Source organism: Kitasatospora sp. NPDC094015 (assembly GCF_040304075.1).
Taxonomy (GTDB): Bacteria; Actinomycetota; Actinomycetes; order Streptomycetales; family Streptomycetaceae; genus Kitasatospora.
In genome coordinates, this window is the sequence record NZ_JBEOUL010000030.1 from 14,714 (window position 1) to 41,436 (window position 26,723).

26 protein-coding genes are annotated in these 26,723 nt (G+C 71.9%); 5 read left to right on the top strand and 21 right to left on the bottom strand.

What is annotated here, in order from left to right:
* Positions 1-20: 20 nt before the first annotated feature.
* Entirely contained in the window at positions 21-1,466 is a 1,446-nt protein-coding gene (locus ABT014_RS27800) for a gamma-aminobutyraldehyde dehydrogenase (RefSeq protein WP_350641954.1), read from the bottom strand.
* Between the two features lie 275 nt (positions 1,467-1,741).
* On the opposite strand from ABT014_RS27800, the gene ABT014_RS27805 reads away from it, so the two are divergent.
* The 4 genes from ABT014_RS27805 to ABT014_RS27820 all read left to right on the top strand — a co-directional run bounded on the left by ABT014_RS27805 (position 1,742) and on the right by ABT014_RS27820 (position 5,726).
* A complete protein-coding gene (locus tag ABT014_RS27805) occupies positions 1,742-2,215 on the top strand; it encodes an Lrp/AsnC family transcriptional regulator (protein WP_350641955.1) in 474 nt (157 codons plus the stop codon).
* Positions 2,212-3,606: an aspartate aminotransferase family protein gene (locus tag ABT014_RS27810; protein ID WP_350641956.1), complete on the top strand. Its 1,395-nt coding sequence runs from the start codon at positions 2,212-2,214 to the stop codon at positions 3,604-3,606. The genes ABT014_RS27805 and ABT014_RS27810 overlap by 4 nt, the downstream gene beginning before the upstream one ends.
* A gap of 226 nt (positions 3,607-3,832) precedes the next feature.
* Positions 3,833-4,564 (top strand): ABC transporter ATP-binding protein, encoded by a 732-nt coding sequence (locus ABT014_RS27815; protein WP_350641957.1) that lies wholly within the window; start codon positions 3,833-3,835, stop codon positions 4,562-4,564.
* A gap of 10 nt (positions 4,565-4,574) precedes the next feature.
* A complete protein-coding gene (locus tag ABT014_RS27820) occupies positions 4,575-5,726 on the top strand; it encodes a hypothetical protein (RefSeq protein WP_350641958.1) in 1,152 nt (383 codons plus the stop codon).
* 40 nt (positions 5,727-5,766) lie between these two features.
* Here ABT014_RS27820 and rlmN read toward each other — a convergent pair whose 3' ends face one another.
* From rlmN to rpsB, 6 genes are all read right to left on the bottom strand, one after another.
* Positions 5,767-6,867: a dual-specificity RNA methyltransferase RlmN gene (gene rlmN / locus ABT014_RS27825; RefSeq protein WP_350641959.1), complete on the bottom strand. Its 1,101-nt coding sequence runs from the start codon at positions 6,865-6,867 to the stop codon at positions 5,767-5,769.
* Positions 6,868-6,984: 117 nt separating this feature from the next.
* Positions 6,985-8,106 carry a phosphatidate cytidylyltransferase gene (locus ABT014_RS27830; protein WP_502895117.1) on the bottom strand — a complete coding sequence of 374 codons (1,122 nt, stop codon included), beginning with the start codon at positions 8,104-8,106 and terminating at the stop codon, positions 6,985-6,987.
* On the bottom strand, positions 8,103-8,660 hold the full coding sequence (gene frr / locus ABT014_RS27835) for a ribosome recycling factor (RefSeq protein WP_350641961.1): 558 nt from the start codon (positions 8,658-8,660) through the stop codon (positions 8,103-8,105). Before frr ends, ABT014_RS27830 begins: the two co-directional genes overlap by 4 nt.
* A gap of 66 nt (positions 8,661-8,726) precedes the next feature.
* Positions 8,727-9,482 carry a UMP kinase gene (gene pyrH / locus ABT014_RS27840; RefSeq protein WP_350641962.1) on the bottom strand — a complete coding sequence of 252 codons (756 nt, stop codon included), beginning with the start codon at positions 9,480-9,482 and terminating at the stop codon, positions 8,727-8,729.
* Between the two features lie 268 nt (positions 9,483-9,750).
* Positions 9,751-10,587, bottom strand: coding sequence for a translation elongation factor Ts (gene tsf, locus ABT014_RS27845; RefSeq protein WP_350641963.1), 837 nt, complete (start codon positions 10,585-10,587; stop codon positions 9,751-9,753).
* Between the two features lie 129 nt (positions 10,588-10,716).
* Positions 10,717-11,682, bottom strand: coding sequence for a 30S ribosomal protein S2 (gene rpsB / locus ABT014_RS27850; RefSeq protein ID WP_350641964.1), 966 nt, complete (start codon positions 11,680-11,682; stop codon positions 10,717-10,719).
* Positions 11,683-12,534: 852 nt separating this feature from the next.
* On the opposite strand from rpsB, the gene ABT014_RS27855 reads away from it, so the two are divergent.
* On the top strand, positions 12,535-12,945 hold the full coding sequence (locus ABT014_RS27855) for a M23 family metallopeptidase (RefSeq protein WP_350641965.1): 411 nt from the start codon (positions 12,535-12,537) through the stop codon (positions 12,943-12,945).
* Here the strand turns inward: ABT014_RS27855 and ABT014_RS27860 are convergent.
* The 14 genes from ABT014_RS27860 to rimM all read right to left on the bottom strand — a co-directional run bounded on the left by ABT014_RS27860 (position 12,922) and on the right by rimM (position 26,636).
* Positions 12,922-13,599, bottom strand: coding sequence for a TetR/AcrR family transcriptional regulator (locus ABT014_RS27860; RefSeq protein ID WP_350641966.1), 678 nt, complete (start codon positions 13,597-13,599; stop codon positions 12,922-12,924). The two genes, ABT014_RS27855 and ABT014_RS27860, sit on opposite strands and share 24 nt — an antisense overlap.
* A 169-nt stretch (positions 13,600-13,768) precedes the next feature.
* Complete coding sequence (gene whiG / locus ABT014_RS27865) at positions 13,769-14,608, bottom strand: RNA polymerase sigma factor WhiG (protein ID WP_350642020.1); 840 nt, start codon at positions 14,606-14,608, stop codon at positions 13,769-13,771.
* A gap of 799 nt (positions 14,609-15,407) precedes the next feature.
* Positions 15,408-16,724, bottom strand: coding sequence for a DNA-processing protein DprA (dprA, locus tag ABT014_RS27870; protein WP_502895113.1), 1,317 nt, complete (start codon positions 16,722-16,724; stop codon positions 15,408-15,410).
* A complete protein-coding gene (locus ABT014_RS27875) occupies positions 16,699-18,351 on the bottom strand; it encodes a YifB family Mg chelatase-like AAA ATPase (protein WP_350641967.1) in 1,653 nt (550 codons plus the stop codon). The genes dprA and ABT014_RS27875 overlap by 26 nt, the downstream gene beginning before the upstream one ends.
* Position 18,352: 1 nt before the next feature.
* Positions 18,353-19,036 carry a YraN family protein gene (locus tag ABT014_RS34605; RefSeq protein WP_502895114.1) on the bottom strand — a complete coding sequence of 228 codons (684 nt, stop codon included), beginning with the start codon at positions 19,034-19,036 and terminating at the stop codon, positions 18,353-18,355.
* 180 nt (positions 19,037-19,216) lie between these two features.
* Entirely contained in the window at positions 19,217-19,543 is a 327-nt protein-coding gene (locus ABT014_RS27885; protein ID WP_350641968.1) for a DUF2469 domain-containing protein, read from the bottom strand.
* A gap of 56 nt (positions 19,544-19,599) precedes the next feature.
* On the bottom strand, positions 19,600-20,073 hold the full coding sequence (locus tag ABT014_RS27890) for an NUDIX hydrolase (RefSeq protein WP_350641969.1): 474 nt from the start codon (positions 20,071-20,073) through the stop codon (positions 19,600-19,602).
* Between the two features lie 121 nt (positions 20,074-20,194).
* Positions 20,195-20,947 (bottom strand): signal peptidase I, encoded by a 753-nt coding sequence (gene lepB / locus ABT014_RS27895; RefSeq protein WP_350641970.1) that lies wholly within the window; start codon positions 20,945-20,947, stop codon positions 20,195-20,197.
* A 272-nt stretch (positions 20,948-21,219) separates the two neighbouring features.
* A complete protein-coding gene (lepB, locus tag ABT014_RS27900) occupies positions 21,220-22,215 on the bottom strand; it encodes a signal peptidase I (RefSeq protein ID WP_350641971.1) in 996 nt (331 codons plus the stop codon).
* A 303-nt stretch (positions 22,216-22,518) separates the two neighbouring features.
* Positions 22,519-23,472, bottom strand: coding sequence for a signal peptidase I (lepB, locus tag ABT014_RS27905; RefSeq protein ID WP_350641972.1), 954 nt, complete (start codon positions 23,470-23,472; stop codon positions 22,519-22,521).
* Positions 23,473-23,479: 7 nt separating this feature from the next.
* On the bottom strand, positions 23,480-24,100 hold the full coding sequence (gene lepB, locus ABT014_RS34610) for a signal peptidase I (protein WP_502895115.1): 621 nt from the start codon (positions 24,098-24,100) through the stop codon (positions 23,480-23,482).
* Between the two features lie 460 nt (positions 24,101-24,560).
* On the bottom strand, positions 24,561-24,911 hold the full coding sequence (rplS, locus tag ABT014_RS27915) for a 50S ribosomal protein L19 (protein WP_033824618.1): 351 nt from the start codon (positions 24,909-24,911) through the stop codon (positions 24,561-24,563).
* A 154-nt stretch (positions 24,912-25,065) separates the two neighbouring features.
* Positions 25,066-25,980: a tRNA (guanosine(37)-N1)-methyltransferase TrmD gene (trmD, locus tag ABT014_RS27920; RefSeq protein WP_350642022.1), complete on the bottom strand. Its 915-nt coding sequence runs from the start codon at positions 25,978-25,980 to the stop codon at positions 25,066-25,068.
* A 5-nt stretch (positions 25,981-25,985) separates the two neighbouring features.
* Positions 25,986-26,636, bottom strand: coding sequence for a ribosome maturation factor RimM (gene rimM / locus ABT014_RS27925; RefSeq protein ID WP_350641974.1), 651 nt, complete (start codon positions 26,634-26,636; stop codon positions 25,986-25,988).
* Between the last annotated feature and the right edge of the window lie 87 nt (positions 26,637-26,723).

Consider the following 26,723-nt stretch of genomic DNA (forward strand, 5'->3'; position numbering starts at 1 on the left):
CCCCGACGGCGATGACCCGCTCAGATCGCGGTCATCACGTGCTTCACCCGGGTGTAGTCCTCGAAGCCGTACGAGGACAGGTCCTTGCCGTAGCCGGACTTCTTGAAGCCGCCGTGCGGCATCTCCGCCACCAGCGGGATGTGGGTGTTGATCCAGACGCAGCCGAAGTCCAGCCGGCGCGACATCCGCATTGCGCGGGCGTGGTCCTTGGTCCACACCGAGGAGGCCAGCGCGTAGTCCACGCCGTTGGCGTAGCCGACGGCCTGGTCCTCGTCCGAGAACTTCTGCACGGTGATGACCGGGCCGAAGACCTCGTTCTGGATGATCTCGTCGTCCTGGTTCAGCCCGGAGACCACGGTCGCGGCGTAGAAGTAGCCCACGTCGCCGACCCGGTGGCCGCCGGCCTCGACCTTGGCGTGCGCCGGCAGGCGGTCGATGAAGCCGGCCACCTGCTTGAGCTGGTTGGCGTTGTTCAGCGGGCCGTACAGCACGTCCTCGTCGTCGATCCCGCCGGTCTTGGTCTCGCCGGCCGCCTTGGCCAGCGCCGACACGAACGCGTCGTGGATCGACTCGTGCACCAGCACGCGGGTGGCGGCGGTGCAGTCCTGGCCGGCGTTGAAGTAGCCGGCCACCGAGATGCCCTCGACGGCCTCGGCGATGTCGGCGTCCTCGAAGACCACGACCGGGGCCTTGCCGCCGAGCTCCAGGTGGACCCGCTTGACGTCCTTGGCCGCCGACTCGGCGACCTGGATGCCCGCGCGGACCGAGCCGGTGATGGAGGCCATCGCCGGGGTGGAGTGCTCGACCATCAGGCGGCCGGTCTCGCGGTCGCCGCAGATCACGTTGAACACGCCGGCCGGCAGGTCGAGGTCGCGCAGCACGCCGCCGATGATCTCGGCCAGCAGCACGGTGGAGGCCGGGGTGGTGTCCGAGGGCTTGAGCACGACGGTGTTGCCCGCCGCGATGGCCGGGGCGAACTTCCACACCGCCATCATCATCGGGTAGTTCCACGGCGCGACCTGGGCGCAGACGCCGACCGGCTCGCGCCGGACGATCGAGGTCATGCCGTCCATGTACTCGCCCGCGGCCTTGCCCTCCAGCAGGCGCGCGGCGCCGGCGAAGAAGCGCAGCTGGTCCACCATCGGGCCGATCTCCTCGGAGAGGGTCAGTCCGCGCGGCTTGCCGGTGTTGCGACACTCGGCGTCCACGATCTCGTCGGCCCGCGCCTCGACCGCGTCCGCGATCTTCAGCAGGAGCTTCTGGCGGGTGCTCGGGGTGGCGTCCCGCCAGGCCGGGAAGGCGGCGTCGGCGGCGGCCATCGCAGCGTCCACGTCGGCCGCACCGGACAGCGGCGACGTCGCGTACACCTCGCCGGTGGTGGGGTCGATCACGTCCAGGGTGCGGCCGTCGGCCGCATCGACGAACTCACCGTTGATGTAGTTGCGCAGCGTACGAAGCTCGCTCACGGGTCTCTCCTACGGTCTGGCCTGCGGCGTTGCAGTTCCGGCGCCAGGGTACTCCGGCACCGCGCGGGGCGGACCCGCCGAAACGGCAGGTCCGCTGTCCACTGGTGGACGTGTGCACGCCTCCGCGTGTACCTCATCAGGCTACCTCGACAGCTGGCGGTATCGACAGGTCTTCTCGGGAAGGCCCACGCAATCCGTATCGATTTTTGAAAACAGCGACGAAATCAGCAGCACGTTGGGTTGCGCGACCGGACTGCATCAGGCACAGTGGCGACGTGGCCAACCGCGACCGGAACGCCAGCGTTCCCCTCGACGCCGCCTCCAAGGCGATCATCGAGCAGCTCCAGGAGGACGGGCGCCGCCCGTACGCCGCCATCGGCAAGGCCGTCGGCCTGTCCGAGGCGGCCGTGCGCCAGCGGGTCCAGAAGCTGCTCGATCAAGGCGTGATGCAGATCGTCGCCGTCACGGACCCGCTCACCGTCGGATTCACCCGTCAGGCGATGGTCGGTATCCGGATCGAAGGCGACGTCGAGCCCGTCGCCGACGCGCTGGCCGCGCTCGACGAGGTCGACTACGTGGTCTGCACCGCAGGCTCGTTCGACCTGCTGGCCGAGCTGGTCTGCGAGGACGACGAGCACCTGCTCGAAATGATCAACAAGCGCATCCGCGCGCTTCCCGGCGTGCGGAGCACCGAGAGCTTCGTTTATCTGAAGCTCCGGAAACAGACCTACACCTGGGGCACCCGATGAGCGCCGACCCGGCACAGAAGGACCTTTCGAAGACCGCCTACGACCACCTGTGGATGCACTTCACCCGCATGTCGTCGTACGAGAACTCCCCCGTGCCGACCATCGTGCGCGGCGAGGGCACCTACGTCTTTGACGACAAGGGCAAGAAGTACCTCGACGGCCTGGCCGGCCTGTTCGTCGTCCAGGCGGGCCACGGCCGCGAGGAGCTGGCCGAGGCCGCCGCCAAGCAGGCCAAGGAGCTCGCCTTCTTCCCGGTGTGGAGCTACGCCCACCCGAAGGCCGTCGAGCTGGCCGAGCGCCTGGCCAACTACGCCCCCGGCGACCTGAACAAGGTCTTCTTCTCCACCGGTGGCGGCGAGGCCGTCGAGACCGCCTGGAAGCTCGCCAAGCAGTACTTCAAGCTGACCGGCAAGCCGACCAAGTACAAGGTCATCTCGCGCGCCGTCGCCTACCACGGCACCCCGCAGGGCGCCCTGTCGATCACCGGTCTGCCGGGCCTGAAGGCCCCGTTCGAGCCGCTGGTGCCGGGCACCCACAAGGCCCCGAACACCAACATCTACCGCGCCCCGGCCTTCCTGGCCGGCCCCGACGGCACGGTGGACCCGGAGGCCTACGGCCGCTGGTGCGCGGACGAGATCGAGGTGGCCATCCTCAACGAGGGTGCCGACACCGTCGCCGCCGTCTTCGTCGAGCCGGTGCAGAACGCCGGCGGCTGCTTCCCGCCGCCGCCCGGGTACTTCCAGCGCCTGCGCGAGATCTGCGACCGCCACGACGTGCTGCTGGTCTCGGACGAGGTCATCTGCGCCTTCGGCCGCCTGGGCACCATGTTCGGCGCCGACAAGTTCGGCTACCAGCCCGACATGATCACCTGCGCCAAGGGCATGACCTCGGGCTACTCCCCGATCGGCGCCACGATCATCTCGGACCGCCTCGCGGAGCCGTTCTACAAGGGCGACAACACCTTCCTGCACGGCTACACCTTCGGCGGCCACCCGGTCTCCTCGGCGGTGGCGCTGGCCAACCTCGACATCTTCGAGCGCGAGGGCCTGAACCAGCACGTGCTGGACAACGAGGCGAACTTCCTCGGCACCCTGAACAAGCTGCGCGACCTGCCGATCGTCGGCGACGTCCGCGGCAACGGGTACTTCTACGGCATCGAGCTCGTGAAGGACAAGGTCACCAAGGAGTCGTTCAACGACGACGAGGTCGAGCGCGTGCTCTACGGCTTCCTGTCGAAGGCGCTCTTCGACAACGGCCTGTACTGCCGCGCCGACGACCGTGGCGACCCGGTCGTCCAGCTGGCCCCGCCGCTGATCTCGAACCAGTCGACCTTCGACGAGATCGAGCAGATCCTGCGGACCAGCCTCACCGACGCGTGGGCCAAGCTCTGACCTTCCGCCCACCCTCCGCCGCCAGGGCGGTCCCGGCCTCCGGGACCGCCCTGCGGTGCGTTCCGCGCCCGCCGATTTCCGGTCCGGCGGTGGATTTCCGGTCCCGGCGAGCCGGATAGGTGCCGATTTGACCGGTAATGGGCCAGTGCGCCGCAACCACGGAGCGCCCCGGTCGTTCTAATCTGACGACTGTCATATCCCTGCGCAGCCATCAGGATGGAACCTCATGTCAGCGGCCCCGCCCGACAACGACGTGCTGTGGGCCCGGGGGATCGTCAAGTCCCACCACGGCACCCCCGCCCTGCGCGGCGTCTCGATCGGCGTCCGGGAGGGCGAGGTGCTCGCCGTCACCGGCCCGCGCGGCTCCGGCAAGAGCACCCTGCTCGGCTGCCTGTCCGCCCTGGTCCCGGTCGACGAGGGCGAGGTGTGGTTCAACAGCGGCCCCGTCCACACCCTGTCCCGGGCCGGCCGGGAGCGGCTGCGCCGCGAACGCTTCGGCTTCGTCGGCTCCGAGCCGCACCTGGTGCCGGAACTGACGGCCCGCGAGAACGTCGCCCTGCCCCTGCTGCTGGCCGGCGCCGGCCACAAGGCCGCCCACGGCGCGGCCGGTGACTGGCTGGAGCGCCTGGACGTCGCGGACTGCGCCGCCCGGCGCCCCGCCGAACTGCTCCAGAGCCAGCGTCAGCGGATCGCGGTGGCCCGGGCCCTGGCACCGCTGCCGACCGTGGTCTTCGCGGACGACCCCACCGCCCCGCTGCACCGCGAGGCGCAGGACCAGGTGCTCCGGATACTGGCCAGCGCCGCCCGCTCCCACCAGCTCACCCTGGTGCTGGCCAGCCACGACCCGGAGGCCGCCCGCTACGCCGACCGCACCGTCGCCCTGGTGGACGGCCGGCTGACCGGGCCGGTCACCCCGGTGCCGGCCCGGACCGCCACCGCGGTCTCGGCCGGGCGCTGAGGAGGCCGTCGTGCTCTACCTGCGCATGGCCCGCGGCTACCGGATCCACGACCTCGGCCGCTGGCTGCTCACCGCGGCCGCCGCCGCGGTGCTGGCGGCCTTCCTGCTGCGGGCCCTCGGCCGGGCGCTCGGCGACCCCGCCGGAGCCTCGCTGCCCCGGCTGCTCTGGTGCCTGCCGCCGCTGCTCGCGGTGGGCTGGCTGGCCGCCGTCGCCGCCCGCGCCGTCCCCGGCCAGCACCCCGAGCGGATCGCCGGGCTGACCGCCGCCGGCGCCGGCACCAGGCGGATCAGGGCCCTGATCGCGGGCGAGACCGCGCTCGCCTGCGTGCTCGGCAGCAGCATCGCCCTGCTGCTCTTCCTGGTGCTGCGCAACGACATCGCCGACGCCTCGCTCGCCGCCGACCTCGGCATGGGCACCCCGCTGCCGTCCGCGGCCCCGATCACCCTGCTCGCCCTGGTACCGCTGGCCGGCGGCCTCGCCGCCGCTGGCGCCGTGAGCGCCCCCGAGCAGCTGGTCGGCCGGCCCACCGAACTCCCGGCGCCCGCCTTCCACCCCCTGCGGATCGCCCTCCCGCTCGGCCTCACCGTGGTCGGCACCGCCCTGGAGCTGTACGGGCTGCGCCCCGGCGCCGCCCAGGACGGGCGGCCGATCGACCTGCCCGCCGGGATGGGTTCCGCCAGCTCGGCGCTGCTGATCGGCTGGTCGCTCGCCGCGCTCGGCCTGGCGCTGCTCACCGGGCCGCTGCTGGCGCTCGCCGGCCGGCTGCTCGCGCTCGGCCGGCCCACCCCGCTGCGGCTGCTCGCCGGTCGGGGGCTCACCGCGCAGGCCGGCCGGCTGGCCGCGCCGCTCGCGGTGCTCGCCCTCACCCTGGCCGTGGTGCTCACCGGCGCCCGGCAGTGGACCGGGCACCCCGGCACCGCCGAGGCGCTGCCCGCGGCCGAGGGAATCCTGCTGGTCGGGTGCGCGGCGGGCGCCGCCGCCTTCCGACTGATCGAGCTCAGGGCCGCCCGGCGCCCGGTGACCGACGACCTGCTGCGGCTCGGCGCCGCCCCCGGCCTGCTGGTCGGCGCGGTGGCGCTGCGCACGGTGGCCGCCGGCACCGTCCTGCTGGTGACCGGCGGCCTGACCGCGCTGCTCGCGGCCGGTGCGCTGACCGGGTAGTCGAGCCTGGCCGGCTACCCGGTCAGGGCCGGCTACCGGCTCAGCCCGCGGCGGCCAGCTGGCCGCAGGCGCCGTCGATCTCCTGGCCGCGGGTGTCGCGGACGGTGGTCGGCACGCCGTGCGACTGGAGCCGGCGGACGAACTCGCGCTCGTCCTCCGGGCGGGAGGCGGTCCACTTGGAGCCCGGGGTCGGGTTCAGCGGGATCAGGTTGACGTGCACCCGGTGGTTCTTGATCAGCCGGCCGAGCAGGTCCGCCCGCCACGCCTGGTCGTTGATGTCCTTGATCAGCGCGTACTCGATGGAGATCCGGCGGCCGGACTTCTCCGCGTAGTTCCAGGCCGCGTCCAGCACCTCGGCGACCTTCCAGCGGGTGTTCACCGGGACCAGCTCGTCGCGCAGCTCGTCGTCGGGGGCGTGCAGCGAGAGCGCCAGGCGGCAGCTCAGGCCCTCGTCCGCGAGCCGGTTCATGGCCGGGACCAGGCCGACGGTGGAGACGGTGATGCCGCGCTGGGACAGGCCGAAGCCGTCCGGGGCCGGGTCGGTGAGCCGGCGGATCGAGGCCAGCACCCGGTTGTAGTTGGCCAGCGGCTCGCCCATGCCCATGAAGACCACGTTCGACAGCCGCGCCTCGCCGCCCGGGATCTCGCCCTCCTTGAGCGACCGCATCCCCGCCGCGATCTGCTCGACGATCTCCGCGGTGGACAGGTTGCGGGTCAGTCCGGCCTGGCCGGTGGCGCAGAACGGGCAGTTCATCCCGCAGCCGGCCTGCGAGCTGATGCACATGGTGACCCGGTCCGGGTAGCGCATCAGCACCGACTCGACCAGGGTGCCGTCGAACAGCTTCCAGAGCGTCTTGCGGGTGGTGTCGTCGTCGCAGGACACGTGCCGGACCACCGACATCAGGTCCGGCAGGAGGCTCTCGGTCAGCTTGTCCCGGCTCGCGGCGGGGATGTCCGTCCAGCTCTCCGGGTCGTTCGACATCCGGCCGAAGTAGTGGTTGGACAGCTGCTTGGCGCGGAACGGCTGCTCGCCCAGCTCGGCGACGGCCTCCTTGCGCTCGGCGGGGCTGAGGTCGGCAAGGTGTCGCGGGGGCTTGGCGCCGCGCGGCGCGACGAAGGTCAGTTCTCCGGGCTTAGGCATGGTTCATCCAGTGTCGCAGATGGCGAAAGCCCCGGACGCCGGGCGTCCGGGGCCTGCCGTGGTGCTCGGGCCGGGCCCGCGCCGCCGGGGCGGGAGGCGGGCCGGTGCTGGGGCGGGTCAGCCGCCGACGAAGGCGGCCAGCAGCAGCCAGACCACCGGGGCGGTCGGCAGCAGCGAGTCCAGCCGGTCCATGATGCCGCCGTGCCCCGGGAGCAGGGTGCCCATGTCCTTGATGCCCAGGTCACGCTTGATCATCGACTCGGCGAGGTCGCCCAGCGTCGCGATCACCGCGGCGCAGCCGCCGAGGATCAGCCCCTGCCACCAGGTGCCGTCGTCGATGACGTACTGCATCAGCAGCGCGCCGGCCAGCATCGACAGCCCGATACCGCCGGCCAGCCCCTCGCGGGTCTTGCCGGGGCTGATCGTCGGGGCGAGCTTGTTGCGGCCGAACTTGTAGCCGACCGCGTAGGCCCCGGTGTCGCTGCAGATGGTGACGACCAGGAAGAGCAGGATCCGCCAGGAGCCGTCGTCGGCGGACAGCATCAGCGCGACGAAGGTGGCCAGGAACGGGACGTAGAAGGCGGTGAAGATGCCCGCCGTTATGTCCCGCAGGTAGTTCTCCGGCGGCGCGCTCATCCGCCAGATCATCACCGCGAGTCCGGTCAGCGCCAGCACCGCGGCGGCCCACTGCGCGCCCGCGAAGTAGCCGGTGACCAGCATCGCCACGCTGCCGAGCAGCAGCGGCTCGCGCGGGACGTGGATCTCCTTGCGCTCGGACAGCCGGCTGGTCAGCTCCCACACCCCGACCGCCACCGCGGCCGTGACCACCACCAGGAAGAAGGCCTTCACCACGAACAGCGAGGCCGCGATGACCGCGCCTAGGCCGACGCCCACGCCTATCGCCGCTGGCAGGTTGCGGCCGCCGCGCGGCTTGGGGGGCTGCTGGTCGGGCTGGGCCACGGGTGTCTCCTGGACAGTGGGCATGAACTGAGTCTGCGCCGCAGTGCCCCCTTGGTACACCGCAGTGCGCCGCGCGTGACCCGTTCGGTCCGCCGGCCGGTCGCGGGCGACGGCGGGCCGGCTCGCAGCGGCCGGTGCGGGGGAAGGGTCACCCGCGGCAGCGGGGTGCGGGAGGTGCTGTGCCGAAAAAGGTGCTGTGCCGAAAGGTGTGCGGGGAGCGCCCCGCCCCGTCCGGCCCCGGGATCCGGGGACGTCGGGGCGTCGGGCGCGCCTCGTCAGACCTCGAGCAGCTCGGCTTCCTTGTGCTTGAGCAGCTCGTCGATCTGGGTGACGTACTTGGCCGTCTGGTCGTCGAGCTCCTTCTCGCCGCGGCGGCCGTCGTCCTCGCCGATCTCGCCGTCCTTGACCAGCTTGTCGATGGCGTCCTTGGCCTTGCGACGGATCGACCGGATGGAGACCTTGGCGTCCTCGCCCTTGCCGCGGGCGACCTTGATGTACTCCTTGCGGCGCTCCTCGGTCAGCTGCGGGAACACCACCCGGATGATGGAACCGTCGTTCGACGGGTTGACGCCCAGGTCCGAGTCACGGATGGCCTGCTCGATGTTGCGCAGCGCGCTCTTGTCGAACGGGGTGACGACCGCCATCCGCGGCTCCGGCACGGCGAACGAGGCGAGCTGGTTGATCGGCGTGATGGCGCCGTAGTAGTCCGCGACGATCTTGGCGAACATCGCCGGGTGCGCGCGGCCCGTGCGGATGGCGGCGAAGTCGTCCTTCGCGACCGACACGGCCTTCTCCATCTTCTCCTCGGCCTCGAGGAGGGTCTCATCGATCACTGTGTGCTCCCTGTCCGCTTCATCTGCTGTAGTCCCGTACCGGTACCCCGGACGGCTGATTGCTGCTCAGGCCCGGGCGGAATCCTGGCTGATGAGTGTGCCGATCTTCTCACCCTTCACCGCACGGGCGATATTGCCCTCGGCCAACAGCTCGAACACCAGCATCGGCAGGCTGTTGTCCTTGCACAGCGTGATCGCGGTCAGGTCGGCCACCTTGAGATCGCGCGCGATCACCTCGGTGTAGTCCAGCGCATCGAACTTGACCGCCGCGGGGTTGGTCCGCGGATCCGCGTCGTACACCCCGTCCACGCCGTTCTTGCCCATCAGCAGGACCTCCGCGTGGATCTCCAGCGCACGCTGCACGGCGGTCGTGTCGGTGGAGAAGTACGGCATGCCCATCCCGGCGCCGAAGATGACCACGCGGCCCTTCTCCAGGTGCCGGACGGCGCGCAGCGGCAGGTACGGCTCGGCGACCTGGCCCATGGTGATCGCGGTCTGGACCCGGGTCTCGATGCCTTCCTTGATCAGGAAGTCCTGCAGCGCCAGGCAGTTCATCACGGTGCCGAGCATGCCCATGTAGTCGGAGCGGGCCCGGTCCATGCCGCGGACCTGCAGCTCGGCGCCGCGGAAGAAGTTGCCGCCGCCGATCACGACCGCCACCTCGGTGCCCGCGCGGACCACCGTGGCGATCTCCCGGGCGATCGCGTGCACGACGTCCGGGTCGACACCGAGGCCGCCGCCGCCGGCGAAGGCCTCACCGGACAACTTGAGCAGAACCCGCCGGCGGTTGCCGTCCTGCGCGGTCTCCTGTGTCTGGTGCATGGGGCCTCTCCTTCTCCGCCTGCGCTGCGCAGGGCTCATGTGCTGCTCACAGTGCCGGGGGTGCGGTTCCCGGACCTGCGGTTACACGCGAGGAGGCCACTGCCGCGGGAACCGGTACGGTGTCCTGCACGGCAATGGCCTCCTCGTCGTTCATGGTGCCGACGCGGCGCCCCACGGGGTACCGGAGAGCCTGATCGGCGCGTTCCTACCGCCCCCGGCGAGGGGCGGAGCGCCTCCTACCTTAGGCCGGAAGCGCGGGGGAACCGGCTCAGGCGCCGACGCGGAAGCGGACGAAGCGCTTGAGGGTGACGCCGGCCTCGTCGAGGACCTTGGCGACGGACTTCTTGTTGTCCTTCGCGAAGGCCTGCTCGAGGACCGAGTTCTCCTTGACGAAGCCGGTCACGCGACCCTCGACGATCTTCGGCAGGGCGGCCTCGGGCTTGCCCTCCTCGCGAGCGGTGGCCTCGGCGACGCGACGCTCGTTCTCGATGTCGGCGGCCGGGATGTCCTCGCGCGAGAGGTACTTCGGGGCGAAGGCGGCGATGTGCTGCGCGACGTCCTTGGCGACCTCGGCGTTCTCCTTGTCGAGCTCGACCAGGACGCCGACCTGCGGCGGCAGGTCCGGGGAGGTGCGGTGCATGTAGGCGGCGACGAAGTTGTCACCCGAGAACTGGGCGAAGCGCTTGAAGACGATCTTCTCGCCCAGGTTGGCGTTGGCCTCGTCCACGAACTGCTGGACGGTCTTGCCGGGCTCGATCTCGGAGGCCAGCGCGGCGTCCAGGTCGGCCGGGGAGACGGCGGCGATGTGCTTCGCCAGCGCGTCAGCGACCTCGACGAACTTCTCGCCCTTGGCGACGAAGTCGGTCTCGCAGTTCAGCTCGAGCAGGACACCGGAGTTGCCGCCCTCCAGGACCAGCGACAGCGCACCGTTGGAGGCGTCGCGGCCCTCGCGCTTGGCAACACCCTTCTGGCCCTTGATGCGCAGGAACTCCTGGGCCTTCTGGACGTCGCCCTCGGCCTCGTCCAGAGCCTTCTTGCAGTCCATCATGCCGGCGCCGGTGAGCTCACGGAGCTTCTTGACGTCCGCGGCGGTGAAGTTCGCCATGGTGTGATCTCTTCTCACGTCTCGCGTGTCAGCGTGGGGTGGTGCCGGAGCCGCTGGTTCGGCCCCGGCACGGGAGAGAGGGGCGCCTACCGGCACGTACCCGGTGGGCGCCCCTCACCCTGTGGTACGTCAGGCCTGCTCGGCCTCGGCGGCCGGCGCCTCGGCGACCGGAGCCTCGACAGCAGCGTCAGCGGCCTCGGCGGCGGGAGCCTCGACGGCAGCGTCAGCGGCCTCGGCGGCGGGAGCCTCGACGGCAGCGTCAGCGGCCTCGGCGGCGGGGGCCTCGGCAGCAGCGTCAGCGGCGGGGGCCTCGTCGGCCTTCTGGCCCTCGAGGATGTCCTTCTCCCAGTCGGCCAGCGGCTGGTCGGCGCCCGGCTCGGCCTTGGTGTCGCCCTTGGCGACGCCGGCACGGGACTTGAGGCCCTCGGCGACGGCGTCGGCGATCACGCGGGTGAGCAGGGTGACGGAGCGGATCGCGTCATCGTTGCCCGGGATCTTGTAGTCGACCTCGTCGGGGTCGCAGTTGGTGTCGAGGATGGCGACGACCGGGATGTTGAGCTTCCGGGCCTCGCCGACCGCGATGTGCTCCTTCTTGGTGTCGACGATCCACACGGCGCTGGGCACGCGCTGCATGTCACGGATACCACCGAGGGTCTTCTCGAGCTTGGTGTGCTCGCGCTCGAGGACCAGGAGCTCCTTCTTGGTGAGGCCGGAGCCGGCCACGTCCGTGAAGTCGATCTCGCCGAGCTCCTTCATCCGCTGAAGGCGCTTGTAGACGGTCTGGAAGTTGGTCAGCATGCCGCCGAGCCAACGCTGGTTGACGTAGGGCATGCCCACGCGAGCGGCCTGCTCGGCGATGGCCTCCTGCGCCTGCTTCTTGGTGCCGACGAAGAGGACGCTGCCGCCGTGGGCAACGGTCTCCTTGACGAACTCGAACGCGCGGTCGATGTAGTTCAGCGACTGCAGCAGGTCGATGATGTAGATGCCGTTGCGCTCCGTGAAGATGAAACGCTTCATCTTCGGGTTCCAACGACGGGTCTGGTGACCGAAGTGGACGCCGCTCTCCAGCAGCTCCCGCATCGTGACGACGGCCATGGCCGTGCTCCTCAGGTGTTGCGCCCGGCTGCCCGCGCCACGCTCACGGGTGAGTCAGCGCAGTGCGGCGTAACGCCGGGTCGGTCTCGGTTGTCCGTGCCGGTCGGGTGACCGCCACGCCTGACGCCCCGGACGTGCCGTGCCTCCTCCGCCTGCGTTCGCGGCTCGGGGCCGCAGGCCGTGGAGCGCGGGCCCGAAGGGCCGTGATCCTTGGCTGCGCAGGCTCGGGGGACCGAGCGGCACTCGCACCGGAGAGGCCAGACCGGACCCTTGCGGGACCGGCTGCTCCACCGGTGGCGGGGCGTGCGAAGTCGACCCGGCGGACCGGGTCGCGTGTGAAGTGTACGGGAAGCGCCGAGCCAGGAGCGACCCCGGCGACCAGGAGGGGGCTCCGGGGGCTCCCGGTACGGGCTGCCGGTGGAGGTCCGGGCGGCGCATTCACCCGTGTGGGGGATCCCGGTTGTCCACAGGCCCGGCTTGTCCACAGGCGGGCGGAGGGGGCTGGTCGGGTGGGCGGGTCGGCGGGAGCCTCGGCGCATGACAGCGATCCGCTTCAGGTCCGGGGGCGCCGGCCCGGGTGCTCCGCCCGGCCCGCTTGCCCTGGCCGCCCAGTTTGCCCTGTCCACCCGGCTTGCCCTGTCCGCTCTGCCTTCGCTGGTCGCCGTGCTGCTGCTCGTGGTGGCGGTGCTGGGCCGGCCGCCGGGGCCGGGGCCGGCGGCCGGCAGACCGGACGGTCGGGGTCGGGCGCTCGGCCACGTTCGGTCGGCCGTGGCGCCGGTTGCCCTGGCGGCGCTGCTCGGTGCCGAGGGGGCGGGGCCCACGCGGGCGTGGCCGACCGGTGGGCCGGGCGGGTTGGGCCGACGCTTCGAGCCGCCGGCGGCGCGCTGGGCGGCCGGGCACCGGGGGGTCGACCTCGCGGCCCCGGCGGGGGCGCCGATCCGGGCGGCGGCACCCGGCGTGGTGGTGTTCTCCGGGCCCGTCGGCGGCCGGCCGGTGGTCACCGTTCAGCACACCGGGTCGGGCGACCCACCCCTACGGACCACCTACGTGCCCGTGACCGGCACCACCGTGGTGGGCAGCGCGGTGTCGGCGGGGGACGTCATCGGCACCTTGGCCGACAGCGGCGACCACTGCGCCGCCAGTTGCCTCCACTGGGGGCTGCTCCGCGGCGACCGGTACCTCGATCCGCTGGCGCTGCTCGGAGCCGGACGCGCCCGCCTGCTGCCGTTGTCGGGCGGCTCAGCCGTGCGGGGAGGGGGGTGAACACGGCCCCGGCGCCGACTGATGCTCCGGGTTCGGGGCGGCGGGCCGGCCGCCTCTCGCCAGACCGTGCAGGGCGAGAGCGACGGCGGCGTCTGCGACAGCCTGTTCCCCGGCGTCCGACGGCGCGTGGCCGGCTGCGCGCAGCCGCTCCGACTGCCGGACCGCCGCCTCCACCACGCCTTGGAGCAGTGCGGCCGCCAGCCGGGGCTGCTCGTGCCCGAGGTCTTCCAGGGCCTGCAGCACCAGTCCCACCACGCCCGCATGGGCGGAGCGGATCCGCTCCCGGGAGGCGTCGTCGAGTTCGAGCTCCGAGATCGTGACCACTGCGCGGTGCCGCGGGTCCCCGGCCAGCGCGAGCTGGCCCCGGACGTACGCCTCGACCCGGGCCTCGGCCGTGTCGCAGGCCGCCATCCCGGCCTCGATCTCGGCCGCCCAGAGTGGCAGATCCTCCGCGCACAGCGCCTCGATGACGGTGGCCCGGGAGCGGAAGTACTCGTACACCGACGAACGGGCGAGCCCGGTCCGGGCGGCGAGCGCCGGGAAGGTCAGCGCCTCTCCCCCGCCCTCGGTCAGCAGGGCGCGCGCAGCGTCCAGGAGCGCTGCTCGTTGCAACTGTCGATGCGCGGCCACCGTCGCCGCTCGGATCTTCGGCACCCTCCAACTCTACGAACCCCTACCGGCTCCCGGTACGGTGCCGCGCAATTTCGGAGGTCTCGGGCTCGGCCGGGCGGTCGGGAAACCGCGTGCCGGGCGCCGGGCCGTGGGCGAATCCGGGGACGGGGACACGGGGGCGCGCACGGGAACGGGCACGGGCCACGTTGGTTCAGCGCATGTCGGAGAGCTTGGCGCGCAGTTGGAGTACGGATTTGGTGTGGATCTGGCTCACCCGGCTCTCCGTCACCCCGAGGACCTGGCCGATCTCGGCCAGGGTGAGCCCCTCGTAGTAGTAGAGGGTCACCACGGTCTTCTCCCGCTCGGGCAGCGTGTTGATCGCCGAGGCGAGCAGCAGCCGCAGCTCACGGTCCTCCGCGACCTCGACCGGATTGTCGGCCCCGGTGTCCTCCAGGGTGTCCATCAGGCTGAGCCGGTCGCCACCCTCCCCCACCGGGTGGAGCAACTCGTCCAGGGCGACGACGTTGGCGAGCGAGAGCTGGCTGAAGATCGCCCGCAGGTCCTCCAGCGTGATGCCCATCTCCGCGGCCACCTCCGGCTCGTGCGGCGTGCGCCGCAGCCGGGCCTCCAGGGTGGCGTAGGTGCGCTCCACCGCCTTCGCCTTCTGCCGGACCGAGCGGGGGATCCAGTCGAGGGCCCGGAGTTCGTCGATGATCGCGCCGCGGATCCTGCTGATGGCATAGGTCTCGAACTTGATGGCCCGGTCGATGTCGAACTTCTCGATCGCGTCGATCAGCCCGAAGACTCCCGAGGAGACGAAGTCAGCCTGTTCGACGTTGGCCGGCAGCCCGACGCTGACGCGGCCGGCGACGTACTTGACCAGCGGGGAGTAGTGCAGGATCAACTGCTCGCGCAGGCGCGGGTCGCCGCTCTCCTTGTACGAGCGCCAGAGGGTTTCGAGCGCGGTGCGCTCGGGAGTGGCCGGCTGGGGCTTCGCTCTCGACTGGGACGGGGGTCTGGCTGCTGCGGTGGTGGCGGCCGCGGCGGTGATGGCTGGGGAACCGGCAGCTGGGGCGACCGCTGCGGTGGCGGGAGCGACGGTCGGTAGATCGATCGGTGCGCCCTCGCCCCCGCGCTCGCCACCTTTGGCCGGCTCGGAGGTGGGACCGGGGAGGGTGGTCGCGGCCGGACCCGATTGAGCCGGCACTTCCCGCTGCTCGGCTGCCCCGGACTGCTCGCGGTGTTCCGGGTGATCGAGCCGCACGGGCTGTACGTCCTGTACGGGCTGCGCGGGCCGCACGGTCGCTGCACCGGTCCGGTCTCCCGGTGGCGGGACGCCCGGTGGTGCGGTGTCCGGCGCGGCGGGGGCGGGCTCGGCTACGACCTTCGGCATGGGCGCCGGGCCGGGTACGGAGACGGGCACAGCGGGCTTGCCTGTGGGCGTGGCACCGGGCGGCGCCTGTTCGGCGACCTGGGCACGGGCCTCCGGCGCGGGGGTGCGTGCCGCAGGCTTGCCCTTCGGCGCAGGTGGGCGTCCGACCTGCCGAGCCAGCCCCACCATCGCCGGCGCCTTCGACTGCGGCTCCGCCGTGGGGCGACTCTCGGCCGCCGTCCCGTCCGAGGGCCGAGCGTCACCGGGCACCCGGTGTCCGGGGGTATGTGTGGGCATGCGTTGGTCTGCGCCGTTCTGCCGAGTCCTGTGCCGATTGGGAAGCCAGATGCGAGCGTAGCGTGATCGCATCACTGCATTGTGCTACCGCCACTCGGTCGTCCCCCGATCCGGTGGCTGATCGGCTCGGTCGACGGCCTCCCTTCTGGCTGCATCCGGGTGTGGCGCGGTGTCCACGCGATCAGCGCCTCCTGACCAACCGCCAGTGCGCGCCGTGCCGTTCGACGTGCCCGACGGAGCTCAGCTCGTACAGGCGTTGCAGGACTTCGTCGGGCGGGAGTCCAGCCCGACCGGCGAGCCATTCGACCGGCGCGCCGTCAGCGCCGGCGGGCACGGCTTCGAGCACCCGCGCAGTGGCGGGCTCCAGGAGGTCCCGGGGCAGGACCGGGCCGGCCTTGATCGGTGCCAGGTCCGTTCCGATCGCGCCGATCAGTTCGCCGATCTCCGCCGCGTCGGTGACCAGCGACGCCGCCCCGCTGCGGATCAGGGCGTGCACCCCGGCGGAGAGTTCGGAGGTGACCGGACCGGCCACTCCCATCGTGTGACGGTTGAGGTCCCGGGCGCGCCGCGCGGTGCTGAGGGCGCCGCTGCGCAGCGCTGCCTCGACCACCACGGTGCCCCGGGTCAGCGCGGCGATGACGCGGTTGCGCAGCACGAACCGGTGCCGGTTGGGGTGCTCCCCCGGTGGGAGTTCACTGAGCAGGATGCCCTGCTCGGCGATGTTGCGGATCAGCTGCGTGTTGCCCGACGGGTAGGCGACGTCGACCCCGCAGGCCAGCACCGCGACGGTGACCCCGCCGGCGGCGAGCGCCCCGCGGTGCGCCGCAGCGTCGATGCCGTACGCGGCGCCGGAGACGACCACCCAGCCGCGCTCGGCGAGCTGGGCCGACAGCTCGCAGGCCACGTGCGCACCGTAGGAGCTGCAGGCTCGTGCACCGACCACGGCCACCGATCGGAGCGCCAGCAGCCTGAGCGAGCCGGTGCCCCGCACCCACAGGCCGACCGGTCGGGCCTCCCCGAGGTCGTCGAGCTGGGACGGCCATTCGAGGTCGCCCGGAATGATGAACCGGCCGCCGAGGTCTTCCACCCTGGCGAGGTCGCCGTCGGGGTGGACTGCGGGCAGTCTGGCCCGGTAGGCGGCCAGCCGGACATCGGAGATCTCGCCGCCGTCGACCGGCCCTCCGCCACTGATGGCTCCCATCAGGTCGTCGGCGCTCACCTCTGCGAGGCATCGGCCGATCACCTGGTCACCGGGTTCGATGAGCCTGGTGAGGGCGGCGCGGGCCCGCCGCTCCTGGTCGGGCCTGGCCCAGGCCGACCGGGTGTCCGGTCGAGGGGGCTGATCCGGCGAGTGGCCGGCGGGAGCCGCTGCGTGCTGGTCAGGGGTGGTCCGGGGATCGTTCACCGCTGCCTCCCTGGCAGGTCCGGGACTGATGGGTCGGCGCCGGGCGGGCTGGCGCCCCTTGTCCGGCTCAGCACTCACCCCCGAGGTCGTCATCGGCATCGCTGTCGGTGGTGGCTGCCCGGTCGGCCAGGGGCAGCCCTCGCTGGACGCCGGTGCGCAGCATCAGGGCGGTGCGGACGTCGATCCGGCCGGGTTGGTCGCGTCCGGCGAGGTCGGCGACCGTCCATGCCACCCGGAGCACCCGGTCCAGGCCCCGGGCGGTGAGCAGGCCGCGTTCCAGGTCCCGTTCGGCGTCGGTGAGCGCGCCGGGGGCCACTCGCCAGCGAGTCCGCAGCTCGTGGCCGGGGACTTCGGCGTTGGTACGCCACGGGGTGTCGGCCAGTCTCGCCGCGGCACGCCGGCGTGCTTCGCAGACGCGGGCGGCAACCGTGCGGGTGCTCTCCGCCGACTGCCCCTCGCCGAGCAGCTCGGTCTTGGTCACGGGGGCGACCTGGACCTGCAGGTCGACCCGGTCCAGCAGCGGTCCGGACAGCCTGGCCTGGTACCGGTTGACCATGGCGGGCGTGCATTCGCAGCCGCCGCCTCGCATCGAGTGGCGCCCGCACGGACACGGGTTGGCCGCGAGGCACAGCAGGAAGCGCGCCGGCAGCCGCATCGATCCCGCCGATCTGGCGATCATCACCTCCCCCGCCTCCAGTGGCTGCCTGAGCGCGTCCAGGGCGCGGACCGAGAACTCGGGCGCCTCGTCGAGGAAGAGCACGCCGCGGTGGGCAAGCGAGACCGCACCCGGTCTCGGCAGCCCACTGCCGCCGCCGACGATCGCGGGCATCGTCGCCGAGTGGTGCGGCGCGCAGTAGGGCGCGGTGGCGATCAGCGGGCGACCCGGTGGAAGCAGGCCGGCCACCGAGTGCACTGCGGTGACCTCCAGCGCCTCGGGCTGGGTCAGCGGTGGGAGGAGGCCGGGCAACCGCTCGGCCAGCATGGTTTTCCCGGCTCCGGGCGGACCCTTCAGGTACAGGTGGTGGGCGCCGGCGGCCGCGATCTCCAGGGCCCGGCGGGCCTCGTACTGGCCCGCCACGTCGGCGAGGTCGGGCGGTCGCTGCCGCACCCCGCCGAGGTCTCGCACCCCGATTCCGGGGAGGAGCAGCCCGGCGAGCATCGGGTCCGGTTGCCCCGCGACCGGGTCGGGGGCCTCCTCGGGCGGGGACGTGCCCGAGAGCAGGGCGATCAGCTGGCGCAGGGTGCGCACACCCAGCACGGAGACCCCGGGCACCAGGGATGCCTCGGCGGCGGCCTGTTCGGCGACGACGATCTGCCGGAAGCCGGCGTCCGCCGCTGCCAGGACGGCGGGCAGAACTCCGCGCACCGGCCGGACGCGCCCGTCGAGGCCGAGCTCGCCGATGATGAGCAGCTCGGCGATCGTCTCCGGCGGCAGACGCTCCGCGGCCGCCAGTACGGCGCAGGCGACCGCCAGGTCGAATCCGCTGCCGCCCTTCGGGACCGAAGCCGGGCTGAGGCCCACGGTGAGCTTGCGCTGCGGCCAGCTCTCCCCACTGTTGACGACCGCGGCCCTGACCCTGTCCCGGGCCTCGGTGAGGGCCTTGTCCGGCAGCCCCACCAGCGCGAACGCCGCCACACCCGGTTCCAGGTCGGCCTGGACCTCCACCACGACGCCGTCCACGCCGACCAGCGCGACGGAGCAAGTGCGGGCGAAGGCCATCTCAGATAGCCCCGCGCAGGTGTTCCACCTGGGCCGCGCCCTTGCGCCGGTTGACCACGGCCACCAGGTCGATCCGGACCCCGCCGGGCGGCGCGGGCGCCGGCGGGACCGGCGTGGACGGTTGCTCAGGGATGGGTGGGGTGCCGCGCTTCCGGGATTTCCGGGGCTTCGAGGAGCCGGTCGGCGGCGCCGCGCCGGGCGCTTGCGGCTCGGTAGGCGGCACGCCGTCACGACCGGGCGGTGGGAGGACCGCCCCTGCCCTGGCCGCTTCCGCCACCTGGACGAGCCGGTCGAAGTGGATGGGCCAGCGCTCGTCGAGCCATCGCGCGGCGAGGTGGTGCAGCCGGTCCGCCTTGGTCCGGTCGATGGCCTGGGCGGGCTGCTGGAAACCACGCTCGGAGCGGGTCTTGACCTCGCACACCGCGAGGGTGTCGCCGTCCAGCGCGACGATGTCCAGCTCACCCTCGGCACAGCGCCAGTTGCGTTCCAGGATCCGCAGGCCGTCCTGGGCGAGCCGGCGCGCGGCGACCTCCTCGCCGTAGCGGCCGAGGCCGTTGTTGCCGGCGCCGCTGCCCGCGCCGGTGCCGTTCCCCGCCCTTCCGCCAGGATCGCGGCGGGCCTTGCTGCTGTTCGTGGGGCCAGCGGTGCTGACGCCCGTGTCCTTGCCACTCTGCACGGCGATCACCTCCAGGTCAGGAGGTTGCAGGGCAGGCGTCGGCGGAGCCAGAGGGTGCCGGTTTCCTGTGGACAACTCAGGGTTGTGGATAGCCGAGGTCACCCACAGGAGTGGGGATTCGGCTCAGCTCTGGACATCGTGCATTCGTCGGGGTCAGTCTCGGTGCCCTCGGGTCGGCCGCCGCTCGACTCAGCTGCCGAAGGCGGCGTCGTCCGAGGGCAGCTCGAGGTCGCTCTTGGCGAGCTCCTCGATGTTGACGTCCTTGAAGGTCAGCACCCGTACCTTGCGGACGAACCGGGCCGGCCGGTACATGTCCCAGACCCAGGCATCAGCCATCGACACCTCGAAGAACACCTCGCCCTGGACCGAGTGAACCTGCAGGTCGTAGTCGTTGGTGAGGTAGAAGCGCCGTTCCGTCTCGATCACGTACTTGAACAGGCCGACGACATCCCGGTACTCCCGGTAGAGCTTGAGCTCCATCTCGGTCTCGTACTTCTCGAGGTCTTCGGCACTCATCCAAGCGTCCCCTCAACTCGTCACGTCCACCCCATTGTGGACCACTGCACCTGCCGTCAGAGCCTCACTGGCTGGACCGGCGGTCCGCCGGTGGCAATGCGCTCCAGAAGTCCTACAAGTCCCACCGGGTAGACGGTCTCCCCGGTGACCCGCAACTCCGCGAGTGACCACCATCGCAAACCGAGCAACCTCGCGTGCTCCGGGGCTCCGCTTCGGGCCGGACCGACATCGGTCCTGCTCGAACGAGCCAGGTAGAACCACTGCTCCTGCTCGAATTCCTGCCCTTGATAGGAGAAAGCAGTCGTGCCGTACGCCACCAGCGCCCCCAGCTCCACCTCGACCGGTTCGAGCTCCTCGGCCAGCTCGCGCAGGGCTGCCTGCCGTAGGTTCTCGCCGGGCTCCACACCGCCGCCCGGCGTGATCCACCAGCTCACGCCGGGAACGGCCGGGTCGAGCCCGTGCAGCAGCAGGATCCGGCCCTGTCCGTCGAGCAGCAGGACGCGGACCGCCCTGCGCTTCACCACCGCCATCCGGTCCCACTCCGTCCTACGGGTCCTGCGGAGCCTCGGTGGGCCTTCCCGGGCCGCACCGCCGTCCGGCGGGTGGAGTCGGATCCGCGCCTGGCCGGGCCGGGCCCGGGAGCTGTCCCGGTCAGGACTTGCGGCGCCTCCTGGTCCACCGGACGAGCGACACCGCCCACCCGGCGGCCGCCGCCAGCAGGACCAGAGCGACACCGCTGACCATCGCGTAGGCGGCCGGTTGCAACGGGCCGGGGCCGTGGGCCCGCGGACCGCTGAGGGCGTCGAAGGCCGTGGTCCGCTGGTGCACGGCGATCCGGGAGGTCGGCAGGACGGTGGCTGCCACCCTCGCCTGGACGTCGGAGGCGGGGAGGGTCCCCGAGGCGATCTCGAGGTGGCTGCGCGAGTCGATGGAATTGGTCCGGAAGTCGCCGAGGACGAACAGCCGGCCCTCCGGCACCGTGATGCTGAACGCCTCACCGGAGCCGATGCCGCGGTCGACGTAGGGCTCGTCGATCGGGACCCCGTTGACGAGCAGCCGCTGCCGGCTGTCGCAGCAGGACACCGTGTCGCCGGCGACCGCCACCACCCGCTTCACCATGTCCGAGTCGCCCCAGACCGAATCCTTGAAGATCACGATGTCACCGCGGCCGACGCCGGCACCGTCGGTCTTCCGGGCCAGCACGATGTCGCCGATCTTGATCGTCGGGGACATCGAAGCGCTCGGGACCCGGTAGGGCCGGTAGTCCACGGCGACCAGGCCGAAGCCGGCCACCAGCATGACGAACCCCAGCGCGATCACCGCACCCTGCACGACGACCGCCACGCTCCGGCGCGGCCGGGTGCCCGCCGGCGCCGAAGCCGTCCGCTCCGCCACACTGCTCATCGCCACCCACCCATTTCTGTTCGGCCCGGCTACGGGGCCCGGCCGGCGCAGGAAGCCCGGTCCGCACCGGGGTCCGGATCCGGGCGCGGAGCCCGGCCCGTGTCCGGGGCCCGGCCCGCCTCCGACGGACGGATGCCGGCCTGCGGTGCGCCGCGGCGAGCCTGCAAAGACTCGCGGGCCGCGGCACATGCGAGCAGATTACTCACGAGTACCGCGGCCCGCGCAAGAGTCGGCCACAGATCAATCGTCCCGGGCCGGTGCCCGCCGTCCGCTCAACGGCGGCGACGCAGCAACCAGACCGCAGGCACCGCGGCCGCCGCCCCGGCCAGCGGGGGCGCCAGCGGACCGGAGGCCGACAGGCCCTTCTGGTCGAAGGTGTCCGGCACCGGGAGGGTCGCCCAGTCACCGATCGGCCACGCGACGACGAAGGCCCGGCCGACCACGTTCTCCACCGGGACGGTGCCACCGCCCGGCTGGTCCTGGTGGTAGCGCGAGTCGAGCGAGTTGCCGCGGTGGTCGCCCATCACCCAGATCCGACCCTCGGGCACCTTGACCGGCCCGAAGGGCTTCTCACCGCAGGGGGTGTTGCCCGGGTAGATGTAGGGCTCGTCGAGGGCAATGCCGTTGACCTTGACCGGCCCGTCGCCTTCGCACTCGACCGTGTCGCCACCGACCGCGATGACCCGCTTGATCAGGTCCTTCTCGTTGCTGGACGGCATCAGCCCGATGAAGCTGAACACGTCCTGGATGCCGCGCACGAACCCGTTGTCGCTCCGCTGCGCCGGCTCGTCGTTCAGCCAGCCGCCCGGATCCTGGAAGACCACCACCTCGCCGCGCTCGGGCTCGGCGCCGAACCAGGGAGTCAACTTGTCGACCAGGACACGATCGCCGACCTGGAGGGTGTTCTCCATGGAGCCCGAAGGGATGGAGAAGGCCTGCACGAAGAAGGTCTTGATCACCAGCGCCAGGATGAGCGCGATGCCGATCAGGATCGGCAGCTCCTTCCAGAAGGACCGCTGCTTCGGAGGCCTCGAGGCCTCGTCGGCGTCGTCCCCGTCGACGGTGCCGCTCCGGCCGGAGCCGTCCACCGGCCCGGTCGGGGAGTCGCCCGGGTCACCGGCACCGCCGGCCGGTCCACCCTGCCGGGCGGCCGGGTCCGCCATCGCGCGCTCGGTGGACGGGTCGGCCTCGACCGACCTGACTCCACGACCCCCGGCGCCCTCGGGCTCCGGGCCACCCGAGCGGGCACCGATCACCAGATCCCCCACGACATCTCCTCCCTGCTGTGCGGACGCCCGCGCGTCCGCGCTCACCAGTGCCGCACAGCGGGCACCACGTTGCGTGATCGACCGTCAACCCGCCTCACGACTGCCCGGTCCGGGCAGTCCTGACACCAGCGCAGCCTTGGGGACGACCGGCCAGCACACCGGACGATGCGGCATCGAACGATACGGCACCGAACCATGGGCTCCCGGTACTCCTGCACTTCTCTATCACTCCGACTCGACGCACCGGTGCTCCCACACGGCGGCCCTTGGAGGCCGGCGGTCGCCCGCCCGCTCCGCCGGGGTCTAGTGCCGTCGCCGAACCAGAGTCGGAAGAACGCCCAACACACCCATAACGAGCGGGGGTTCCGCAGGATCCGGCCGACCGGGGACAGGTTGCAGCTCCATGTCGGCGCGTGCGTCCGGCCGTTCATCGAGAACGCCGGGCGGAGCGGCGGCCGACAACGAGGAGAGTGATGACGGTGTATCGAGTTGACCCACCCGGGAAACCGGCCACGCGATCATGAACGCCTTGCCGACCACGTTCTTCATCGGGATGGTGCCGTTGCCGGGGTTGGCCATGTGGAACCGCGAATCGGCCGACAGGTCCCGGTGGTCACCCATCACCCAGAGTCGCCCGGCGGGCACGGTCACCTTGAACGACTGCCGGGAGGGCGCGTTGCCGGGCGCGATGTAGGACTCGTCCACCGCGACCCCGTTGATGAGGAGCCGCCCACGATCGTCGCAGCACTCGACGGTGTCACCCGGGACGCCGATGACCCGCTTGATCAGGTCTCCCTCGTTGTTCGAGGGGATCAGACCGACCGTGGAGAGGGCAGACTTCACGCGTCGCATCACCGGACCGTCGGTCGACGGCGAGTTGTCGTTCTCGAGCCAGCCGCCAGGGTCCTTGAACACCACCACGTCGCCGCGGCCCGGCTCATTGCCGAACCACGGTGTGAGGCGGTCCACCAGGACGCGGTCCCCCACCTGGATGGTCTGCTCCATCGATCCGGACGGGATGACGAAGACCTGCACGAGGAAGGTTTTGAGCACGATCGCGATGAACAGCGCCACCACGGCGATCAGCGGCAGCTCTCGCAGCAGCGAGCGGCGCCTGCGCCGGGCCGCGCGCTGGGCGGTCCGCCTGCGATCGGCACGGCCACGGGTGGGCATGCCCGAAGGCGGTGCCTGGTCCGTCGTCGAGCGCGCCGGTGTCGAACGGGCCGGTGCGGAGCGCGCCGGCGGCTCGTCGACCACCCGGCCCCTACCCCTGGTTCCCATGTGCGGAGGTCCCCCCTATCGCCGAGAAAGCAGCCGGGCGGTCCAGAGAGCGCCACCGGCCGATCGGGAAGACCACCCACTCGGCGCGCCCGATCACCTTCTTCTCCGGGACGGTGCCGCCGCCGGGCTCGCCCAGGTGGTCCCGGGAGTCGCTGGACGCGCTCCGGTGGTCACCCATCACCCACAGCTTCCCGGGCGGCACCACCACGTCGAACGGCACGGCGGAGGGTGCCTCGTCGGGCGCCAGGTAGCCGGTCTCGTCCAGCGGCACGCCGTTCACCCGCAAGCGACCGTCCGTCCCGCAGCAGGCGATCCGGTCGCCACCGACGCCGATCACCCGCTTCACGAAGACCGAGTTGCCGGTCGGCAGCAGGCCGAGCTCGGCGAGGGTGCCCCGGACGGCGCCCGGCTCGGCGGCGTACGGCAGGAAGGAGCCCGTGCCGTCGAAGACGACGACGTCCCCGCGCTGCACCCGGTCACCGAAGGTGTAGGCGAGACGGTTCACCACCAGACGGTCGCCGGGACGCAGGGTGTTCTGCATCGACCCCGACGGGACCACGAACGGCCGCGCCACGAAGGCGTTGACCACCAGGAGGGCGCCCACACAGATCCCGACCAGCAGCAGGACTTCGCGCGCCAGTCGGTGTACCCGGCCGCCGTTCCCCTCCTCCGCAGGGTCGCCATCGGCGGGGCCACCCTCGACCCGACCGCCCTCGGCGGGCTCGCGCCCACCCTCTCCGGCACCGGCACCGGCACCGGCCGCCGGTAGGTCCACCGCACCGTCTCCGGAACCAGCGCCGCCGCCGGCCTCACGCCCATCCCCTGGAGCAGCGTCGGAACCATCCCCACGGCCCGCCTCGGCATCCGTGTCGGCCACCGCCACGGCACCGGAAACAGCCGCGGACCGCGTCGGCGTGTCCGTACCGTCCGGTACGGGACTGCTGACGCGGTCCGCGGGTGGTTCGTGCGTGCTCATCGCGCTGAGCTTAGCCCCACCACCTGAGAGGTGGAGAGGGCCCGGCGCGACCTGAGCCGAAGCGGCTCCGGAAGCCGGAGCCGTCCGGTCAGTTGTCGCGCTTCTCCTTGATCTTCGCGGCCTTGCCGCGCAGGTCACGGAGGTAGTACAGCTTGGCGCGGCGAACCGCACCGCGGGTGACGACCTCGATCTTCTCGACGACCGGGGTGTGCACCGGGAAGGTGCGCTCCACGCCGACGTTGAAGCTGACCTTGCGGACGGTGAAGGTCTCACCGACACCGGCGCCGTGGCGACGGATGACGACGCCCTGGAAGACCTGGACACGGGAGCGGTTGCCCTCGATGACCCGGACGTGAACCTTCAGGGTGTCACCGGCGCGGAAGGCCGGGATGTCGGTACGCAGCGAAGCGGCGTCGACAGCAGCGAGCTTGTTGCTCATTTTGCTCTCCATCGCAGGCGCCACGGGCCGCCCACGGAAAATCGTCACAATGGGGTTTGCTGCGGGCCGCATCGGCTGGCGGCGATCCCCCCGTGGCGGGGGCACCGGTCCACGTGACTCCCCTCAGGGGCGTCCAGCGACAGACAACAGTCGCCTATTCTTCCACAGCATCGGCCGTGGCCAGAAATCGGCCCTGCTCCTCGTCCCACCGGAGGCCGAGCACGCTGAGTGCCTCCCGCTCCTTCTTGTCGAAGGCCCCGAGCTGCCAGCGGGCCACCAGGTCGGGGCGATGGGCGAGGGTCCGGGCGAACGCCTGCTCCCGGCGCCAGCGGGCGATCTTGCCGTGGTGACCGCTCAGCAGCACCTCCGGCACCTCGCGACCGCGCCACTCGGCGGGCTTGGTGTAGACGGGGCCTTCCAGCAGGTCCGCCATCGCGCCCGGGGCGAAGGAGTCGTCCCGGTGCGACTCGGCGTTGCCGAGCACGCCGGGCAGCAGCCGGGCGATGGCCTCGACCATCACCAGCACCGCGACCTCGCCACCGGCCAGTACGTAGTCGCCGATCGAGGCCTCGACGACCGGCATCCGGGTCGCGGCCTCCTCGATCACCCGACGGTCGATGCCCTCGTAGCGCGCGGGGGCGAAGGCGAGCCAGCTCCGCCCGGCCAGTTCCTGGGCGAGCTCCTGGGTGAACGGCTGCCCGCTGGGCGTCGGCACGACCAGGGTCGGCACCGGGAGCCCACCCGGGTCCGACGCCGCTGCCAAGGCCGCCGCCCCCCCACCCTGCTGACCCTCACCCGCACCCTCATCAGCGCCCGAACCGGCGGCGAACGCCTGCGCGCCCTCGGCCAGCACGGCATCCAGCGCAGCGCCCCACGGCTCCGGCTTCATCACCATGCCCGGCCCACCCCCGTACGGGGTGTCGTCCACCGTGCGGTGCACGTCCGTGGTCCAGGAGCGCAGGTCGTGCAGGTGGACGTCCAGCTGGCCGCGTGCGCGGGCCTTGCCGACCAGCGAGACGTTCAGCGGCTCCAGGTACTCGGGGAAGATCGTGACGACGTCGATCCGCATCCGGCTCACGCGGCGTCCCCGCCGTCCCGCTCGCCGGACGCCTGCCCGTCCCCGTCCTGCCCGTCGCCGCCCTGCTCGGCGGAGCCCCGCGCGCCGGAAGCCCGCTCACCGGAGGCCCGCTTGCCGGAAGGCTGCTCGTCGCCCTCGATCGGCTCGATCAGGCCGGCCGGCGGGTCGATCACCGCACGCTGGTTCTCCAGGTCGACGGTCGGCACGATCCGGCTGACGAACGGCACCAGCACCTCGGTGCCGTCGGCCTTGGTGACCGTCAGCAGATCCTGGTACGGGAGGTGGATCACCTCGGTGAGCTCCCCCACCGGCGTCCCGTCGGTGAGCACCACGTCCAGCCCGATGAGCTGGTGGTCGTAGTACTCCTCCGGGTCGTCCGGCACCTCGTCCGGGTCCACCTCGGCGATCAGCATGGTGCCGCGCAGCGCCTCGGCGTCGTTGCGGTCCTTGACCCCGGCGAAGCGCAGCAGCAGGCGGCCGCTGTGCACCTTGCCGGACTCGACGGTCAGCGGGCCGGCCGAGGCCGGGTCGGTGAGGAGGACCGCACCGGGGCCGAGCCGGAGTTCCGGCTCGTCGGTACGGACCTCGACGCTGACGTCCCCCTTGATGCCGTGGGCGCGGCCGATCTTGCCGACGACGAGCTGCACGGTGATCGCTCTCCTGGAGTCGTGCGCTGCCGGACCGGACGGACCTGTGCTGCCGGACCGGGCAGAGATGGGCGGAATAAAGAAGTG